This window comes from Sphingomonas sp. UYP23 (assembly GCF_054059235.1).
The window spans coordinates 1,330,246-1,347,860 of the sequence record NZ_JBSSBX010000001.1; the positions used below are offsets into that span (position 1 = coordinate 1,330,246).

Below are 17,615 nucleotides of genomic sequence, written 5' to 3' on the forward strand. Positions count from 1 at the left end.
GTGTTTATCCACGCGCGCTCGCGGCGCTGATGCCGCACAGCGCTGCCAGCCTCACTGCGTGGTTAAACGAACCGTTCGTGCAAGATGCGGTCGTGAAGTCGCTGATGACCGTGGACTATCCATTAACGCTCAGCGAAGTGGCAGTGGCTTGCGGGGTATCGATCGCCGCAGCAAACAGCGCGCTGTTGCGCCTCCACAAACGGGGGTTCGTCACCCGTTACCACCTACCGATGCAGCGGCATGCGTATTGCCACAGGCGCGGCAAGTGCATCCCAGGCGGCGCCACGCGCATGCTTTACGTCTACAGCTGGGACTATGGGCGCGCTTAGCAGCGACTTCGCTGGTGGTCCGCTATCGGCGTGCGTGTTACACGCCTTGAAAGGGGACAGGCGGTGGATCTGACGGCGATGTTGGCACTGAGCGCGATGGCACTTACTGGCGCCACCACAGCCCCTTTAACAGCCATGGAGCGGCATACCATGGTTCGAGCCTACGGAACTCAAGCATGCTTCGAGCGGCTGTCACGTGCCGCGCCAGAGGTTGGTGGCACGATCATCCAAGCCGGCACTAATGCGACGGATCTCTGCGTTTGCGTTGGAGAATTGTTCGCCACCGGCTTTATCGCCGCCGCGTTCGACGCGGATAAGGTCAAGGACATGACCCCAGGCAGCCAAGCATCGAAGCTCTTCGAGAGCTATAACACTATCTGCCTGGGCCGGTTGAGACCGCCTGGCAGATAGTAATCGCGCACGCTTTTCAAGGCGGAGATCTCTCTGTGCGTTTGCGACGGCGCGAGTCCCTCCCCGTGGTTGCTTGCGAGCCGCTCTAGCCTCTCGCCTGGCGTGCCAATAAAGCCGGGTTTCAAAGCCCTGCCGCCTTGCGCAACACTTGATTGATACGCTTCTCCCAGCCGGGCCCATCGGCGCGAAAATGATCAAGCGCAGCCTTGTCGATCGGCAATGTGACGTCCTCCTTTGCCGAAGCTGGCGGGCGGCCCCGTCCGCGCTTCGGGGCGCAGTTAGCGGCTGCGAGTGCGAGCGCTGCACCGTTCGCCGCTTTCAGCAGTCGTCGTTCGACTACCCGGATGTGCTCGGCGGCCACTTTCTGAATTTTACGGTTTCCCTCTCGACGATAGATGCCCAGCGTTGCCATTCGCGAGGACACACCGCCCTGAGTGCTACCTAGTTTTTGCGCGACCGCAGGGGTCTTTGTGCCGATATTAACGAGCCGTCGCAATTCGGCATCATCTTCGGCCGACCACCGATCGCGTATCATGACAGCGTCATATATTTTGGCCAATCCGCAATCGCCCGGCTCGATTTTGGTTTGCGCACTTACAGGCTGGACCATTCGCTCTCGGCATCATCGACCGCCTGAAACACGTCGCCATCGGCCTGCTGGGATCGCAGGTGCGCGCGGACGGCTTCCGGATCTCCGTCCTTTGGAAAGGTCCGATCGCCCCGCGCAGCGAAGGCAAGCTCGTCGATCCAATCGTCGCGGTCTTTCTGTGCGAGCAGCCACCGGCCGAATGGTCCTCGTTCCGGCAAGCGATCTTCTAGATTTTCGTATCCCGGCATTAGGTCATCCGATTCGTTCAAGGCGAAGTTGACACGATACCAGCATCATCAACGTCCGAGAAACTAAGCCGTAGACTAATAACCGCGGAACCACAGCCGCATGGGGACGAGTTGTACCGTCGCCAGGAAATACTCAACGAGTTTGTCATGGCGGTTGGCGACGCGCCGGAAGCGACGGTTTCGGGATACGCGGCGGGGGTTGTGGTAGCGGTGGGTGCCTAAGCATTGGTCGCCGATCGAATCCGCAATAAAATCCGTTGGGCACGCTGTGTTCCCTTTCGGGATCAAACCCACACTATCCTCCGCTTGCGACCTCGTTAATTTTGGATAAACTTGATCTAAAGCAAAAAATGAGGGGCCTAATGAACGTCGTCGGGCAGGCTATCGAATTCCCCATGGTCCGCAAAGGCATTGGGTTCACTGTTGTGATGTCGCGTGAAACAATCGAGGGAGTTGCTGGCCATCCAATGGCTTCCGACGAGCCCGAGCGCTGGCTGAATAACAATATGGAATTTGTCACGCGAATCGCTGACCGCATCCGGCCGCTACTCACGCCTCGCGGTGCGCGCGTGGTTGTAGAGGCCAAGCATATTATCGCGCAGGGCACTCCTGTAGGCGCCTGACCCGAACCCACCCGGTCTCGCCAAAAGCGGCGATTATTGCCTGGAAATGCATCGTCGTTCAGCTCGGCGATAATGATCGATCGTATGATCATGGCTCGCCTGTCACGAGTTGAACAAGGAAGCGCAATGGTTCGTGCCGATCTCATCAAACTTATAGCTGCCGAGTGGCCCGACCTCCCGCTCGGCGACGTGGACAAGATCGTCACCGAGTTCTTTCACGCAATAACGACGCGACTGGCGGACGGCGGGCGGGTTGAGATTCGCCGTTTCGGTGTATTCACAACCCGCGCCCGAGACGCTCGGAGTGGTCGCGATCAGCGCACCGGTGCGTCGGTCGAAGTAAATGCCCGGCGCGTTCCTTGGTTTAAGGCGGGAAAAGATTTGTGCGAGTTGATTAACGGCGCAGGCTCCACCGCGCCTGACAGGAAAGGCATGGGCCAGGATTGACTTTCAATTAACCACCTTGCGTTCCATGCCACCGCGCGGCGGCTTACCGGTCGTGGGGGCGCATATGCTCAGGCTTGGACGGCGGTGACTGCATCGCGGGGGTTCAGCGCGAGTCGAAGTTGCGGTCTGAAATGCGGGAACCAGCTCGAACGATAACTCTCGGCCGGTGCTCAACATTCGAGCAAAATCGAGCCCTCTCCCCCGAAACAGGGAGAGGGCCGAGTTTCAGATGCTCGTCAGCAGCCGTTGACGTGGCGTGAGTGCGTCTTGTCGAAATGGCGCCCAAGAAGTCCGCCACCGACGCCGCCGGCTACCGTACCGAGAACCCCGCCGCCCAGCGCGTTGCCGATCAGCGCGCCGCCGACACCGCCAGCGATTGTTCCAACGGCGCCATTACCGCCGCCGCAACGATGACGATGATAATTGCTGTGACCGTAATAAGTGTGATGGCGATAATGCCGATGCGATTGCGCCGACACGGCGGTCGGCATCACAGCTGGAACGGCGACCATGGCCATCATTGCGGCCAGTGCGAACTTATTCTTCACGTCATTCTCCTTGGGACGGCCGAGAGCATCGGAACGGACGGCTCGGTTCCACAGCTTGTCGTAGGCCCGGCCGGTGAACGGCGCCCTAATTGGATTGGCAGCCTACCGTCAGGCTCCGCCGCCACGTGCTATTTCTCGTTCCGGCGTGTCGGGAACGCAGGCCCTCGCACGGTCATGCGATCAGCCGGATAGGGCTGCTGTAGCGCCACCACGTCGTCGTAGCTGCCACGCAACCATCGATCGTGGTCAGCGGGCTCAAGGACGGTGATCATCGACTTCGGATGGATCGGTGCGACGAGTTCGTTGGGGTTGCACGTTACCATCGTGAAGCCGTTCCCCTTGGCGGTGGCTTGCCAAAACCCGGCGACTGCGAATAGGGGCTGGTCGGTCACCTGGAACCACATCTCGCCCTTGAGCGGCTTCTTGCCGTCGCCGAGGTCGTGCGCTTCGGGCGTCCATTCGCAGAACTATCAGCGGGATCAGGCACCGGCTCTCGGGCTTGGCCGCCAGCGCGCGCCACTGCGACAAGCCTAGGTTGCGCACATTGGTCATTGGCCAGGCGGCGCCGCCGCCCAGAACATCCGAGGACATAACATCGAGACAGCGACCACGAGCGGTCTCGCGCACGACATACGCCCGGCTGCGCGGCATCAGTTCAGCGGGATTGAAGCGGTTGTCCATTGGACGATCGGCGCCGAACACCGTGCCGAAATGGGTGTGGAGCGTCTCGGGCTCGTAGCTGTTTCGGGCGCGGTTGCATATCGGTGCAGGCTGCCGAACTCCAGCGACGATGTCGATACTGTCAGATGTCGAGCTTACCCTGGCGGTCTTGCTCACGCTTAGCAATCAGGCTCGCTTGATACCGAAGTAACGATACAGCGTGGTCGCTCAAGCGCCCCATGATGGGAGATGTCCGACCAGGCGGATCGGCGAAGAATTCGTTTGCCCATGGAAGAGGCAAGACGCGATCGAGCCGAAACCGTGTTGCACACCACAACCCGCACGTGTCCATCTCGGCCACGTTTGAAATCACAAAATTATCTAACCCACCCCTGGTGACATCTTTCGATGTTCCATAGGCGACGTGGACCCAAGGATTTCCGTTGGTGTCGGCACTTGCCCGCTTGATAATGGCGGGCCGCGGTTTAGGTCCTGGGAGCGCCGGCTCTTCCTGAAACGGAAACCGGCACCACACAATGCTGCATGGTGCCGGCAACGTTGAAAATGGGAAGAACGTCCAAGCCAATTACCAGGCGTCTCCCGAAATCGGCGTAAGCTCGACGGGACCGCCGTTTTTCGCCGCTACGTATGCGTTGAGCTGCGAGATATATTCCTCGGAAACTCGATCGTTATAGCTCGGCGTCGGCCGTGCGGCCCGGAGTGAAGCAGTACCTGCCTGCTTTACGGGGATGCGCATAAAGGCACCTTTCTTATGAAACTTCATTGCTTGCCATGGTCCCGGTCGGGTTGCTGCTTGCTTAACCGGGCGGGGACTCATTTCGAGCGACCCAATTGCATAACGTACGGGGGGCGGCAATGTTGCAAAAAAGCAACGCTTCAACGCTGTGCGCCGTGGTGTGCCGCATAAAAAGCCCTGCCCCCTGCTTGTAGACCAACGGTGTGTCATGCTTTTAATATAGTAGATAGATGCGTGAATCCAACGATGAGTCAATTGCGATCCACCTCATTCCCGATCCCAGCGACACGATGATCTCCCAGTTATCCCTAGTGTGGGTGATTGAACCGCACCAGGGGATCCGCCACTGCCCCGCGCGAAGATCGCCGTGTCGTCCGCATGCATGTCCAGCCGCGCCCATCGATCCCAGACGGGGTGGATGAAGTTGGGCCTGCCCCAGATCTGCACCGCCGAATGATGCTCGTCGCCGCGGAAGCCGACGAAGTGGAGGGCGGGCTTGATCATCGAGAGTTCGACCATAGCGTTCACCATCGACTATTAGAGCCTATCCGAATAGCGTTGCTTGCCGACGCAGCAGCGGAGATTTCGGGGGGAGCTGATGGCGAAAGCTGAGTGGTCATGCGACGAGTGCGGAGACATCTATCCCGCCGATCAATTTGCCAAGGTCACGATCCGCGAGGTGTCGAGCACAAGCAGCTCGACCAGAGTCTATCGCGGCACGAAAGGCGGCTTAGGTGTCGGTGGGGGCAGCAGCACGCGTTATCGCCACGTGAAAATGAAGCTCTGCTACGCAAACTGCTATCCCGCATACCTTGAAATGCTTCGGCGCCAGCGCGCTCGGGCAATCAGGACCGGAATCGCTACGATCGCGATCATCTGCGGTGTGATCTATTTTGTTTTGAGGTTGCCTACGCCTGCGCCTCTGGCAGCAGGCAACGAAACCGCAGCCATTGATTCGAACGCGGCGGAAGCTCTGCCGCTACGGTCCAGCGAAGACGCGCGCAACAGCGCCGAACCGATCCAAGGCGACGCCGACCTGGATACGCGGCCTATGGCGGAGACGCCTCAGCAAGAAGTCGAAGTAGGTCGAGCTCCCATCGCAGAAGAGCCGCGGACGACAGCTGCTCCGAGTGAGGATGACCGTCGACCAGCCTCAGGGTCGAACAACATTGGCGGCGCGATTGCAATTGCACGGATCGACGCGCTCGAAGCGGGAAAAGCGATAGCTTGGCACGCGGATGGGGAACGAGGCTTCGCGGTTGTCAGCTCGCCCACCGCGACCGGAGATCGGACATGCCGCAATGTCTACATAACGAATGACTCGGCTGCACGATCTGCGACGGAGGCTTGGTGTCGGGTCGGCGACGGCGAGTGGGAGCGACAGCCGGGTTGATCACCGGTCGCCTTATTTTCCGCGAAGCTCGCCGCCGGCAGGCCCATTGCCCACGTCTCGGCGGCAGAACCATTCGTGAAAAATCTGCTCGCTGAGTTGGCGAACGAGGCGGCCGATACTGGCGATCCATGAGCCACTCGATACTTGGGGATCCTGATAGAGACGAACCGGAGTGCCGAGACCGGCTGGGCAGCATACGATAGCGACGGGAAGTTTATCGACAGGTATCGTGAAGACTGTTGACGAGACGTTGGGGTGATCGACGCGTCTGGCACCGCATTTCGATTCAGTTCCGGTGCGGATAGCTAAACCGCGCCACCGGATCCGTCTCGGTCCCCCGCGCGAACACGACCGTGTCGACCGGGTGCATGTCCTGTTGCGCCCAGCGGTCCCAAGCCGGGTGGATGAAATCTGGCTTGCCCCAGATCCGCACGGCCGAATGATATTCGTCGCCTCGAAAGCCGACGAAGTGGAGGGCGGGCGTGATGGGCGCGAGCACAAGGCGACGCGTATCCCCGTCTCGACGGCTTCCATCAATCGGCATAGCCTATCCAAGCCGACTAAGCGGCGGGAGGAAAGCCATGATTCGTAAGATGATGTTTGCGGCCGCATCGATCGCCCTGCTGTCCACGCCAGCGCTCGCCGCACCATGCCGTGACGCAAAGGGCAAGTTCATCAAGTGCGCCAACGCCGGGCCGGCCAAGCCGATGCGCTGCAAGAACGCCAAGGGCAGGTTCGCCAAGTGCGGGACGGCCGGCGCGAAACCTATGTGATGCCTATCGGCCCGCTCCACGACGGGGGCGGGTCGCTGCTTGAAGAGATCGGTCGGCTTGGTTTTCGGCCTGATGGGGGCGGGGGCGTTCCGTTTTACCGATGGCTAAACCCAAAGTCGCGGTGATGTCCGGGACGATTGCCCAACCCACTGAAGGCTCCGATGAACATGCCATGCCGCATGTGATCGTGCGGCGGCCGTTCGATTCGATCGCGGACGTGTAGAACGTGATGCGCATCAATTGCGCTCGGCGTTCCAGCCCAAAGGAGTGCGAGCGTCCCAGCCACCGCGATTGGTTTCATGTTCCCCCTCCGCGCGACCCGTTCGCCGCACTTCGATGATGCGGCGAGCAGGTTATCCGGTCAATCGAGTTCGGTGACGGGCATCACCGGCACTCGCCCATATGATAGCGGACCCAATACTTTCCCCATCGAACGGCGGCGCCCGCGGCGAGGATCGCGCCGGATAGCGATGGTCTATCTTTTAGCGTGCCGCGTGCAGCGACACGCGAGTAATTCGACCCGTAGGCTGGCAGGTCATAGCCCGGCTCAGCGTCAGGCGCTCGACGACGACGACCGCAATCAGCTGCGACGTTCGAGCAACTGTATTCCGCAAAGCCTCGCGGCACGGCGCTGTGCCTTCGAAGGCAGGTGCCTGGATGCCGGCGACGCGGATCTTGATGCCGTTCGAGCACCACAGCGGTCCATCACCATCATGGACGCGGACTACCGCGCAGTTGAATATCTGAGCCGGCGGCCCTGGCGCTGCCATAACTGCGATCAGAGCAAAGAGCATCGTTCGGTAGTGGCTGCTCTGCTACGGCCGCGCTACGCCCCGCCGTGCGCACCCGAGTGGATTGACGCAGCGATTGCTCCCGAAGCCAGTGGGTCGAGCCCGGCGACCTCTCCGCGCGCCCACACGAGCCAATCGGTGAGCGAAGCGACATCTACGTCCCGCATCTCGGCTGCCGCGGCTTCCTCAACGCGCGTAAGCAGGGCGCGGATCGCATCCGCATCACGGAGGCTCCGCGCAGCGGAAATCAATGCAGCGAGGCGGGTCTTCTGCAGGGCCTCGACGCGCGCCCGCTCCCGCGTGGCTTCGATCTGCCTGGCCTTGGCATCCACCGCCCTTTGCTCAACCTCGGCCTCAACGATCAGATCAACGACGATCTCACCAATGCGGTCTTCCAGAACCCCGGATCGATCGTCACCCCAGCGCCCGCCAAGGTGCGACCGAAGGCGCACCCTCGAGCCCGGTGCAGCGTTCCTCACGCTGCTGAGTGTGCTGCTCTCTCCCCAGCGGGTCCGGCCGCGAATGTCGAAGCGTAGCCGAATGTCTACCAAGCCGATTGTCGCGCGAGCCTGTAGGCCGCTATCCACGTAGATCGCCGTTCCGTCATGCCCCCTTCGGCGGAGCGTGTGGAATAACGCGTTGAGCAAGCGAAGCTGGCGGCGGCCGACCGCTGTGTGAAGTGCCGGGCCGGTTTCGGCCGGGCGATAAATATTGATCCGCTCGGCCGCATCGCGGGCAATCACGGAAAGGATCGCAGCGTCAGGATGTCGAAGCGACAGCGCCGAGAACGGGATGCCGATCGCATCGCGTTCTCGCTGGCGGATCGCGGCTAAGCCATCATCCTCAACGATCGGGGTCGGCTTGACGACGGGCGGCAGGAAGAGGCTTCCTGTAACCCCGTCCACCCACACGTCGCACCGCTCGCCTGCCGTCGGCCTTGGTTGCCGAGGAAGCGGCGAGCCTCGTTGTCCAGCGCGTACCTTGTTCCAGTGGCCGCGCGGCGGGATCGGCACATCAAGGGCGATCAGCATCCGTTTCAGATAGACATTTGAGACGCCGGCATGAGCCGCCAGCTCCTGCATCGGCGCCGTCCATGCGATCGCCCAAAGCAATGCTCTATCGACATATGGCATCGGCAACTCCAGCAGACAGCAGGCTGGCATCCCATCCGGAAATGGGCAAGGCACTGGCACACCGTTCCCGTTCCCAATCAACTCGTGGGAACGGCGGGAACGCGGGAACGTAAATATTAAGCACCTGATCTATAACGATTTATCGTTCCCGTGCGCGGCGGAAACGATAATCCGGCATAAGCATTTTGTTGTTACAATACAGTGGCTTAGCGTTCGTTCCCGTTCCCGTTCCCGCTATAGAGAGAGTAAACCCGGCTTGGAGCCGGGGGTATCTCTCTATCGGTTTAGCGATGGTGATGGCGAAGGTGGATCAGGCGGCGGTTGCGGCGCTCGCAAACGCTGATCAACGGGGACAATTCGCGCGGCGGCACTTCGAGCAGTCGGAAACGGTGATATGGAAAATGTGCGGAGTAAGCTGTGCAAACGTTTGCAGCGCACTGGGGGAATTTTGCCCCAGAGGAGATCTCTCGCTGCAAAGCTCTCTAAACGCCTGCTTGATCGCGGCGACGCCGCGGCACTAGGCGGCCTTAGAGACACCACCCAGCCCAACGACGTTGCTGCTCGCCGCCGGCACACCGAAAGTGCCGAGAAGCCCTCGCACCACGTCTGACACGTAGGATGGGGCTAGGTGGGCATAGTGCTTCTCGGTCATGCGGGTATCAGCATGACCGAGTTGCTTCGCAATCACAGCCATCGGAGCCCGACGCATGGCAAGCCGCGATCCATAGGTGTGGCGAAGAATATGGAAGCTAATCGCGGGCGTAATCTTGGCGGCCTCGCATGCCGCCTTCATAGGACGCGTCTGATCAGTGTGCTTCCACGGGTTGCCTTCCTCGCGAACAAGCAGATGATCACCGCTCGCTTTACCTCGTGAGAGACGAGCGAAATGCGCGACACCTTCATCTGTCAGCGCAATGGAACGCGGCTTTCCTGACTTGCTGATCTCGACATAGATCGATGCAGCTTTGGCGTCGAAATCGCGCACCCGCAAACGGCATAGCTCACCATACCGCGCGCCGGTGAGTAGCGCCGCGCCGACCAGATCGCGGAAACGCCCGTCGCATGCGTTCAAGCAGCGAATTGCCTCGTCATCCTGAAGATAGCGAATCCTGCCCTCCTCGACGCCGCGGGTGGGCGTCGCCGATTGCCAAGCCACCTTCGACGGAATGGAGATCTTCAACTCTTCCTGGCTCCTAAACGCAAGGTTCAGCGCCGCCTTGAGGACCGTCATCACACGATTGGCCGTGGCTTGACGGCGACGCTTCGCCTCTTTGTCTTTGGGGTCGATCGCCCGGCGGATGCGGGCGCCATTCTCGTCCAGCTTGCGGTTTACTGTTAAGCCGCCCTTCTCGCCGAGGTCGCGGTGCCAATCCTTGATCTGCGTCGCAGTTAGTCTCCGGACTTCGATTTCGCCAAAGACATCTTTGATGCGGCCGAGCTGGTGCTTCGTCCCGGTCTCATCCTTGCCCTGCCGGTGTTTGTAGTCCGACAAGTACGCATCGCATGCCATCGCTACGGTGTACGGGCCAGCCGGCACGCCATGCTCCGCCTGCGCCAGCTCGTCGAACCATGCCCGAGCGACTGCCTGGGCCTGAGAGAAGGACAGCACATCTGTGCCGTTCGCGTCGCAGGTGTCATCCGCCGTGCCAAGTTTCTTCTCCGAATAGCGGCCATCATCGAATGTGCGCGCCAGCCAGGAACCCGTCCGAAGCCCTTTGTAATATCCGATGTGCTTCCCGGTTTCGATCACCCGATAATAGGGCTTCTTGCGAGGATCGAGGCGCTCGCGAGCGGCCCGATTGTCGAGACGCACATCCTTAACAGTCCTAGCCACTATAGCGCCCTTATCTACTTCCCCAACTCTTCCCTAATACACGCACATAGACCCGGATGGAATCTAATAGATGAACATTGGCGGAAATCCTTAGGTTCCGGCACATTGGTGGACGGCAATAGACGCTTGTAGACCGGGATTTCACCCTCTCACGGCGTAAGCACGAGTTCGATTCTCGTAGGGGTCACCAGCGTTGATTTTTCAAGAACTTAGCTGATTTCGTGGGGCGTTTGTCTCGCAGTTTGTCTCGCACCCGCCTGCTTGAGATAGCCTCGCGTCAAGCGGCGACTCACGGTACTCTCGGGTAATGGATAAGCCACCACGCAATCCCCCTTGGTCGCGCGACGAACTAATCCTCGCGCTCGACCTGTATCTTACAAACCCTGCTAACCCGCCCGGGAAGGGCAGCAGCGCGGTTGCCGAGCTTTCCATGACACTCAACAAGCTCCACCGTCTCAATGGCGTTAGCGGCGCTCCTACACTCCGTAACCAGAACGGCGTTTATCTTAAGATGATGAACCTGCGTTCGTTGGACCCCGCGTACACCGCACAGGGCAAGGTGGGGATGCAATCCGGTGGCGCGCTCGAAAAGGTCGTCTGGGCCGATTACGAGGGTCGCAGGCAGGTCTTAGCCGCAGACGCGGCGCTCATTCGGCAAACCGTGATCGAAGTGAACGAAAGCGCGCTCGGCAAGCTCCCTGCGGCAGAACCGTATGAAGGCGAAGAAGGCGGCGTCATCATGAGCCTCCACAAACGCTACGAACGCGATCCGAAGCTAGTGCGAGAGAAGCGTAAGGCGGCAGTTGCGGCAGGCTCATTGGCCTGCGAGGTATGCGGCTTCGATTTTAAGGCTGCATATGGAAATCTAGGCGAAGGATATATCGAAGTTCACCATACTAGACCTGTTCATACTCTCATAGCTCGCACCAAGACGAAGTTGGAAGACTTGGCGCTGCTGTGCGCGAATTGCCATCGAATGGCACATAGGCAGCATATGCCGCTAGCCCTCGACATGCTTATTGAAATTCGTAAATCCGCACTCGACCGAAGGGAAGACACGCTTCAATCAAAGCCTAGGGGATCGCGACACACTGTTGATAATGATGCTGCGCAACCGGAGATAATTGGTTTAGCAATAGCTGTCGATCCAATATCGAAAGGGCAACATCTCTGATATGTTCAGACGCCGTTGGCTTTCGATACCCCATTTGCTTTAAAGTCGATCGGACCATCAGCATTATCGCGTAACTAAGACAATGACCAACAAGGAACTTTAACCCATTCGGCATTACGGTTAGGACAGCAGGACTTCGTGGGCTCGTCCGTTCCTTTGCTTCTTTCGTAAGCTTGATAACCTCTTTTTTATTGAATGTTGGATTACCGGTGCCATTGGATGACGTGATTACAATCCGACCTGGCGCTTCTCGCGGGATCATTGAACTGCCCGCAATAAGAGCAAGAACGTCGGCAATGATAGGAAGACGAGCATCTTTCTCGAATTGCTGCAGTGATTCCGTTAATATTTTCGTAATTGCGGCCGGAACACTTGCTCTATGAGCCAGTTTACGAATTAACTCCGGAATAAATACATGCTCATATAAGTCGTTTTCCCAGCTATAGCCGCTCGAATATAGAACGCGCCTATCGCTTATTCGATGTCCAAGCACTTCATCATAATCACTGTCGATCGCTACAATTGTATTTGAAATATCACCGTCAATTATTTGCCGAGGGCTTTGTTGCATAATTACGCGAGAGCATGACCGACGTTTTACTTGAAGATGTTATTGGATGCGGACGGTCACCGGCGTTCCTATTTCGGAGAACCGATTGAGAATTGCAGCACGGACTTTGAGCTCGGTAATCTGACGATCGAAGGTGCGGGCGACAACGCGCTGGCCCAGGAGTTTGAAGCAGTGCATTTTGGTCTCGACCAGACTGCGGCGATGATAGCCGCTCCACTTTTTCCAGATTGCGCGACCAAGCCGCTTTGTCGCGCGTAGCGCTCCATTGCGTGCATCGACGCCGGGACCGCCTTCTGCCCATGGTTGCCCGTTGCGGCGGACCGGGATGACCGCATCGGCACCGCGCCCGGCAATAGCGGCATGGCAGTCCCTGGTATCATAAGCGCCATCTCCGCCGACGCTGAGTATCCGCTCGTCTCCGGGAATTTGCGCCAGGAGAACGGGCAGCGTCGGTGCGTCACCAATGGCATTCGTCGTGACCTCAATGGCCCGGATATCCAGCGTCCCAGCATCAATCCCGAGATGCACCTTGCGCCACTGGCGACGGTAGGACGGTCCGTGTTTGCGCGTCTTCCACTCGCCTTCTCCCGTCATTTTGATCCCGGTGCTGTCGACCAGCAGGTGCAGTCCGCCCGAGCTGATCCGCCCGCCGAGGTTGACCTTCAACGTCTTCTGCCGTCGGCACAGCGTCGTATAATCCGGCACCGACCAATCCAGCCCCGCCATTTTGATCAGGCTCGAAACCAACCCCGTCACTTGCCGCAAAGGCAGGTTGAACAGCGTCTTCAGCGTCAGGCACAGCTCTATCGCGCTGTCTGAAAACCGCATCGGGCGACCAGGGCGACCACACGGCTTCGAAAGCCAGTGCATCTCCGGATCAAACCATATTTCCAGCGACCCACGCCGCTTCAGCGCCGCATTATACTCAGGCCAGTTCGTCGTACGATACACAGGTGCGGCAGGTTTGGGCATTACGCCTATCTATACCGCTCGATTCCCTGCGTGAATCCCCGCCATCAGTTTTGCAACAAAGCCTATCTTGCCCCATCATTGCTGGTGTGGTGGGGCATCAACAAGGATGCGCTCGACAGCAACGGCATTCCCGAAATCACGCGGATCAGCTTCCTGATCGGCGCGATCCTGTCGATCACGACGATCCTGTGGTCGGTCTGGCGCGTCCCCGAATTGCCGCTGACGCCCGAGGAAGACGCCGCAATCACCGCCGATCCGCTGTCGGTCCGCTCGACGATCACCGGGCTGGTCGAGGCGATTCGCGACATGCCGCCGACGATGCGCCAGCTCGCGGTGGCGATGCTGTTCCAGTGGTTCGGGATGTTCTGCTACTGGCAATATGTCGTGCTCGCGCTTGCCCGCGGGGTGTTCCACACCAGCGACCCGGCGAGCGTCGGTTTCCGCGATGCGGGGCTGCTCAACGGGCAGCTTGGCGCGTTCTACAATTTCGTCGCGTGCGTCTCGGCGTTTGCGATGGTGCCGTTCGCCCGCCGCTTCGGCGCCAAGCCGATCCATGCGGTCGCAATGGTGGCGTCGGGCGCGGCCATGCTGACGATCGCCTCGACCGGATCGATCCCGCTGCTGATCGTCGCGATGGTCGGCATCGGCATCGGCTGGGGCAGCCTGATGGGCAACCCCTATCTGATGCTCGCCAACGCGATCCCGCCCGAGCGGACCGGCGTCTATATGGGCATCTTCAACATGTTCATCGTCATCCCGATGATGGTCGAGATCCTGTTCGTGTGGCTCGCCTACCGGCCGCTGCTCGGCGGCGATCCGCGGCACGTCCTCATGCTGGGCGGCGCGATGATGCTCGCAGCCGCCGTGGCGACGTGGCGGATCCGCACGCCGGCACGTCCCGCGATTGCCTGATCAGGCCGAGCCGCGCAGGATCAGTTCGGGCGCCATCGTCACCGACTCGACGTCGGCGCCCTCGATCCGGCGGAACAGCAGATCGACGAGCACCCCCGCCCCGCGCGCAACATCCTGCCGCACCGTGGTGAGCGGCGGCGTGGTGTGCATCGCGATCACGACGTCGTCATAGCCGACCACGCTGACGTCTTGCGGCACGCGCTTGCCGTGCGCCGCCAGCGCCCGCAACGCGCTCATCGCGATGACGTCCGACGCGGCGACGATGCCGTCGGGCGACGAATGCCCCGCGAGATAGGCTTCGATCGCGGCATACGACGCCTCGCTCGTCAAATGCATCGGCAGCAACGTCGCCTGCCCGCTCCCCGACGCGGCGAGCGCCTGCTGGAAGCCGATATAGCGCGCGGCAAATTCGGGCACTTCGATATTGCCGAAGAACGCCAGCCGCCGGCGCCCCTGCGCGAGCAGATGTTCGGCAGCGAGCCGCCCGCCCGCGACATTGTCGGTCCCGACGGTGATCTGCGTCTTGTCGGGCATGTCCGCGCCCCACACGACGATCGGGCGATAGCGCGCGGCGACGCGCTCGATCGCGTCGATCTGGTTCGACTGGCCGACGATGACGACGCCGTCGACGCGCCCGGCATCGACAATCGCATCCAGCCAGCGATCATTTGCCGGGATGACCCGCGACAGCAGCAAGTCGTGCCCGCGATCGGCGATCGCGTCGGCCAGCGGCCCCAGCAAGCTCATGAAGAACGGGTCGGACAGATGCTGTTCGGCTTCGTGCCCCAGCGGCAACACCACGCCGATCGCGCCCGTCCGCCCAAGCCGCAGATTGCGGGCGGCCTGGTTAACCTTGAAGCCATGCTCGCTCGCCAGGGCAACGATGCGATCGCGCGTGGCCTTGGCGATCACCGGATTTCCGGCCAGCGAGCGCGATACCGTGGCCACGGATACGCCCGCCAGTTCGGCGAGTTCGGCCAGGGTCGAAACGGTCGGTTTCACGGACATCCCCGACCTTTGCCGCGTCGCGCGTCAAACGCCAACCATTGTGTCTCGAAAGTTGTAACGCCCGATCGAGGCGCGACAGGAACGGCACCATCGCCAGGCGCGCCTGTTCGGAGCAGACATCGCAAAATTCCGTGTCCAAGCCGTCGCAGCACGCTTCCACCAAGCGACTTGCAGGAGGATGAGAAGGTCACTATCGTTCTGCAATGGACACGAGGAGATTTGTCGACGATGCTTGCCCGGTCGCGCGGGCTTTGCACCGGGTGGGGGACACCTGGAGCATGTTGATCCTGCGCGACGCCGGCGCTGGACGGCGGCGTTTCGACGAGTTCCAGAAGTCGCTCGGCATCGCGCCCAACATCCTGACACGTCGGCTTGCGGCCTTGACCGCAGCAGGTCTGCTCGAACGCCGCCGCTACAACGAACGTCCGCCGCGCGACGAATATGTGCTCACTGCGGTCGGGCTCGATTTTCTGCCCGTCCTGCACGCGCTCGGCGCCTGGGGCGCGCGACACTTTTCGGACGGCGGCGTGACCGGCCTGGTCGATGCGGCGACGGGTAGGTCTTCCGTCCCAAGGTGACCGATCGCGAAACCGGTACGCCGCTTGCCCAACTGGACATTCGGGTTGCGCCGTCAGCTCTGGCGCTCAAGCGCGTCCGACCACAGGGTCAGCCGCCGTTCGAGCCGAGCGACGCTCGTCGCATCGGCGCCCTTTTGCGGCGAGAACAGCCGCGCCGCACCCGATCTTCGTCACCGCGGTGCGCACGCTGACCCAAGGCATCACCGACTTGCTCGAGAAGCTCGATATTGCCGATGCCGACCATCGCGCCTCGTCGATCCTGTCCGAGATGGTCGGGGCGCTGGCGCTGTCGCGGATGCATTCCGATGCCGCCGAAGCGGAGGCGCTGCTCGACCATTCACGCCGCTCGATCCTGCAATCGCTGAAGCTCGGCTGACGCGCGCGTCGGGGCCGGCGCTCATTCCATCGTCTTGAGCAGGTCCTCGATGCGACAGCTTGCGAAACTCGCGGAATGGTCGGCAACGCCGAACGGCAGCAACAGCGTGCGATCATGGACGATCGCCCCGCAGCTGTAGACGACGTTGGGCACATAGCCGGTCGTTTCGTTGGGCCGCGGCCGCAGGATCGGTTCGGCGGTACGCGCGAGCACCTTGCTCGGATCGACCTTGTCGAGCAGGCACGCCCCCATCGCATAATTGCGCATCATGCCGACGCCGTGCGTAAGCACCAGCCAGCCCTCGTCGAGTTCGATCGGCGACCCGCAATTCCCGATCTGGATATATTCCCACGGGTAGCGCGGGCCGATCAGTTTGACGCCACCGTCCCAATGCGTGATCGTGTCGGACGCGATCAGCCACAAATTCTCATTGTCCTGCCGTCCGATCATCGCATAGCGCCCGTCGATCCGCCTGGGAAACAGCGCCATGCCCTTGCTCGCCGGTACCGAACCCGTGAGCGGCGTCATCTCGAACGTATTGATGCCCGTGCCGCGGAACAGCTCGCAGCGCGCATCGCGGCCATCGAATGCGGTATAGGTGCCCAGGAAGCTGACCGCGCCGTCCTCCTCGGTAAAGCGCACCATCCGCAAATCCTCGATCCCCTGGCGCTGGGTCGCGGTCACCGGGAACAGCACGCTTTCGGACGGCGCCTCGCTGCCTTCGCAGATCACGCGCGTCGTTCCCGCCGTGCCGCTTTCGTCTGGCCCCTCAATTCGCGGCGAGGTGACCCAGCCGCTCGGCTGGTCGACGTGGAAGCCGTCGCGCGCGCTCCAGCTGCCCGTCCGGAAGGTCACCGACGAAACGTGCCCTTCGCCGATCCCGCGCAGCGAGAGGATGAAGTTGAGCCCGTCGGTGGGCGCATTGTCCTGATTCAGCCGCAGCACGATGCTGGGGTTGAACAGAGCGGCGGCCTCGAACGAATATTCCGCGCCGAGATACGCGCCGATCAGCAACTGCTGGTCGCGGTCGGCGGTCACCGTGTCGGGCAGGCACTGCCGCACTTCCTCGAATCGTCGCGTCAGGATCGTCTCGACATTGCGATGTCGCTCGGAAAGCGACTCCACGATGCACGCGCGATCGGCACGGCGCGTCGGTGCGTCGAGCGACAGCACGCGCTCGATCACGATCCGCAGACGCGACGGCGCACCGTCTCGGAAGGGCGCGGGATATTCGACGCTGAACGGCTTGATGACGGTGCGTGCCGGGTCGGGGCGCAGAGACACGTCGGAAAAGGTGAACAGGTCGTCGCGCATTGAACGTGGCTCCGATGGCGGGGTGGCGATCGTTGACGGAAACGACTGAACGATGGGCAGGGTTGCGCGTATTTGCGCGCCGCGCGCAGGGGCAATCCCATGATGACGCGCGTCAGACGCTAGCCAGCGCCGTCCGTGGCAGTGACGAGTGATCAAGATTTCTGTGCCGCGGGC

Annotated in this window: 21 protein-coding genes and 3 pseudogenes; 11 read left to right on the forward strand and 13 right to left on the reverse strand. The window is 61.0% G+C overall.

What is annotated here, in order from left to right:
- The first annotated feature begins 29 nt into the window (after positions 1–29).
- Together ACVWYO_RS06555 and ACVWYO_RS06560 are read left to right on the forward strand one after the other, a co-directional pair.
- Positions 30–329, forward strand: a complete 300-nt coding sequence (locus ACVWYO_RS06555; RefSeq protein ID WP_457349317.1) for a hypothetical protein — start codon at positions 30–32, stop codon at positions 327–329.
- A gap of 63 nt (positions 330–392) precedes the next feature.
- On the forward strand, positions 393–740 hold the full coding sequence (locus tag ACVWYO_RS06560; RefSeq protein WP_457349318.1) for a hypothetical protein: 348 nt from the start codon (positions 393–395) through the stop codon (positions 738–740).
- A 121-nt stretch (positions 741–861) separates the two neighbouring features.
- Here ACVWYO_RS06560 and ACVWYO_RS06565 read toward each other — a convergent pair whose 3' ends face one another.
- The gene (locus ACVWYO_RS06565; protein ID WP_457349319.1) at positions 862–1,350 is read right to left on the reverse strand and encodes a BrnA antitoxin family protein; all 489 of its coding nucleotides are present in this window, start codon (positions 1,348–1,350) and stop codon (positions 862–864) included.
- Positions 1,335–1,547, reverse strand: coding sequence for a hypothetical protein (locus ACVWYO_RS06570; protein WP_457349320.1), 213 nt, complete (start codon positions 1,545–1,547; stop codon positions 1,335–1,337). Before ACVWYO_RS06570 ends, ACVWYO_RS06565 begins: the two co-directional genes overlap by 16 nt.
- Before the next feature lie 392 nt (positions 1,548–1,939).
- Here ACVWYO_RS06570 and ACVWYO_RS06575 point away from each other — a divergent pair, with 392 nt between their 5' ends.
- On the forward strand, positions 1,940–2,200 hold the full coding sequence (locus tag ACVWYO_RS06575) for a hypothetical protein (protein WP_457349321.1): 261 nt from the start codon (positions 1,940–1,942) through the stop codon (positions 2,198–2,200).
- 72 nt (positions 2,201–2,272) lie between these two features.
- Complete coding sequence (locus ACVWYO_RS06580) at positions 2,273–2,647, forward strand: HU family DNA-binding protein (RefSeq protein ID WP_457349322.1); 375 nt, start codon at positions 2,273–2,275, stop codon at positions 2,645–2,647.
- 236 nt (positions 2,648–2,883) lie between these two features.
- On the opposite strand, the gene ACVWYO_RS06585 is transcribed toward ACVWYO_RS06580, so the two are convergent.
- The 3 genes and pseudogenes from ACVWYO_RS06585 to ACVWYO_RS06595 form a co-directional block, all read right to left on the reverse strand.
- Positions 2,884–3,195: a hypothetical protein gene (locus tag ACVWYO_RS06585; protein WP_457349323.1), complete on the reverse strand. Its 312-nt coding sequence runs from the start codon at positions 3,193–3,195 to the stop codon at positions 2,884–2,886.
- A 128-nt stretch (positions 3,196–3,323) separates the two neighbouring features.
- Positions 3,324–3,957, reverse strand: a pseudogene (locus ACVWYO_RS06590) (SOS response-associated peptidase family protein).
- A 922-nt stretch (positions 3,958–4,879) separates the two neighbouring features.
- Positions 4,880–5,131, reverse strand: a complete 252-nt coding sequence (locus tag ACVWYO_RS06595; protein WP_457349324.1) for a hypothetical protein — start codon at positions 5,129–5,131, stop codon at positions 4,880–4,882.
- A gap of 79 nt (positions 5,132–5,210) precedes the next feature.
- On the opposite strand from ACVWYO_RS06595, the gene ACVWYO_RS06600 reads away from it, so the two are divergent.
- The gene (locus tag ACVWYO_RS06600) at positions 5,211–6,005 is read left to right on the forward strand and encodes a hypothetical protein (protein WP_457349325.1); all 795 of its coding nucleotides are present in this window, start codon (positions 5,211–5,213) and stop codon (positions 6,003–6,005) included.
- A gap of 286 nt (positions 6,006–6,291) precedes the next feature.
- Here the strand turns inward: ACVWYO_RS06600 and ACVWYO_RS06605 are convergent, their stop codons facing one another.
- Positions 6,292–6,504 (reverse strand): hypothetical protein, encoded by a 213-nt coding sequence (locus ACVWYO_RS06605; RefSeq protein WP_457349326.1) that lies wholly within the window; start codon positions 6,502–6,504, stop codon positions 6,292–6,294.
- Between the two features lie 82 nt (positions 6,505–6,586).
- Here ACVWYO_RS06605 and ACVWYO_RS06610 point away from each other — a divergent pair, with 82 nt between their 5' ends.
- On the forward strand, positions 6,587–6,778 hold the full coding sequence (locus ACVWYO_RS06610; RefSeq protein ID WP_457349327.1) for a hypothetical protein: 192 nt from the start codon (positions 6,587–6,589) through the stop codon (positions 6,776–6,778).
- Positions 6,779–6,878: 100 nt separating this feature from the next.
- Positions 6,879–7,001 carry a hypothetical protein gene (locus ACVWYO_RS06615; protein ID WP_457349328.1) on the forward strand — a complete coding sequence of 41 codons (123 nt, stop codon included), beginning with the start codon at positions 6,879–6,881 and terminating at the stop codon, positions 6,999–7,001.
- Between the two features lie 259 nt (positions 7,002–7,260).
- Here ACVWYO_RS06615 and ACVWYO_RS06620 read toward each other — a convergent pair whose 3' ends face one another.
- From ACVWYO_RS06620 to ACVWYO_RS06630, 3 genes are all read right to left on the reverse strand, one after another.
- A complete protein-coding gene (locus ACVWYO_RS06620; RefSeq protein ID WP_457349329.1) occupies positions 7,261–7,572 on the reverse strand; it encodes a hypothetical protein in 312 nt (103 codons plus the stop codon).
- A gap of 32 nt (positions 7,573–7,604) precedes the next feature.
- On the reverse strand, positions 7,605–8,651 hold the full coding sequence (locus ACVWYO_RS06625) for a hypothetical protein (RefSeq protein ID WP_457349330.1): 1,047 nt from the start codon (positions 8,649–8,651) through the stop codon (positions 7,605–7,607).
- A 568-nt stretch (positions 8,652–9,219) separates the two neighbouring features.
- Complete coding sequence (locus tag ACVWYO_RS06630; protein ID WP_457349331.1) at positions 9,220–10,515, reverse strand: tyrosine-type recombinase/integrase; 1,296 nt, start codon at positions 10,513–10,515, stop codon at positions 9,220–9,222.
- 328 nt (positions 10,516–10,843) lie between these two features.
- Between ACVWYO_RS06630 and ACVWYO_RS06635 the strand changes: the two genes are divergently transcribed.
- A complete protein-coding gene (locus ACVWYO_RS06635) occupies positions 10,844–11,710 on the forward strand; it encodes an HNH endonuclease (protein ID WP_457349332.1) in 867 nt (288 codons plus the stop codon).
- A gap of 610 nt (positions 11,711–12,320) precedes the next feature.
- Here the strand turns inward: ACVWYO_RS06635 and ACVWYO_RS06640 are convergent.
- The gene (locus tag ACVWYO_RS06640; protein WP_457348219.1) at positions 12,321–13,253 is read right to left on the reverse strand and encodes an IS5 family transposase; all 933 of its coding nucleotides are present in this window, start codon (positions 13,251–13,253) and stop codon (positions 12,321–12,323) included.
- A 60-nt stretch (positions 13,254–13,313) separates the two neighbouring features.
- Between ACVWYO_RS06640 and ACVWYO_RS06645 the strand changes: the two are divergent.
- Positions 13,314–14,165: pseudogene (locus ACVWYO_RS06645) on the forward strand (MFS transporter); the annotation flags it as partial.
- Here the strand turns inward: ACVWYO_RS06645 and ACVWYO_RS06650 are convergent.
- Positions 14,166–15,173: a LacI family DNA-binding transcriptional regulator gene (locus ACVWYO_RS06650; protein ID WP_457349333.1), complete on the reverse strand. Its 1,008-nt coding sequence runs from the start codon at positions 15,171–15,173 to the stop codon at positions 14,166–14,168.
- A 278-nt stretch (positions 15,174–15,451) separates the two neighbouring features.
- Between ACVWYO_RS06650 and ACVWYO_RS06655 the strand changes: the two genes are divergently transcribed.
- Positions 15,452–15,751 (forward strand): winged helix-turn-helix transcriptional regulator, encoded by a 300-nt coding sequence (locus ACVWYO_RS06655; RefSeq protein ID WP_457349334.1) that lies wholly within the window; start codon positions 15,452–15,454, stop codon positions 15,749–15,751.
- Positions 15,752–15,804: 53 nt separating this feature from the next.
- On the opposite strand, the pseudogene ACVWYO_RS06660 reads toward ACVWYO_RS06655, so the two are convergent.
- Positions 15,805–15,903 (reverse strand): annotated as a pseudogene (locus ACVWYO_RS06660) (hypothetical protein); the annotation flags it as partial.
- A 26-nt stretch (positions 15,904–15,929) separates the two neighbouring features.
- On the opposite strand from ACVWYO_RS06660, the gene ACVWYO_RS06665 reads away from it, so the two are divergent.
- Complete coding sequence (locus tag ACVWYO_RS06665; protein ID WP_457349335.1) at positions 15,930–16,127, forward strand: hypothetical protein; 198 nt, start codon at positions 15,930–15,932, stop codon at positions 16,125–16,127.
- A 21-nt stretch (positions 16,128–16,148) separates the two neighbouring features.
- On the opposite strand, the gene ACVWYO_RS06670 is transcribed toward ACVWYO_RS06665, so the two are convergent.
- Positions 16,149–17,441 (reverse strand): glycoside hydrolase family 130 protein, encoded by a 1,293-nt coding sequence (locus ACVWYO_RS06670; RefSeq protein WP_457349336.1) that lies wholly within the window; start codon positions 17,439–17,441, stop codon positions 16,149–16,151.
- Positions 17,442–17,615 lie beyond the last annotated feature (174 nt).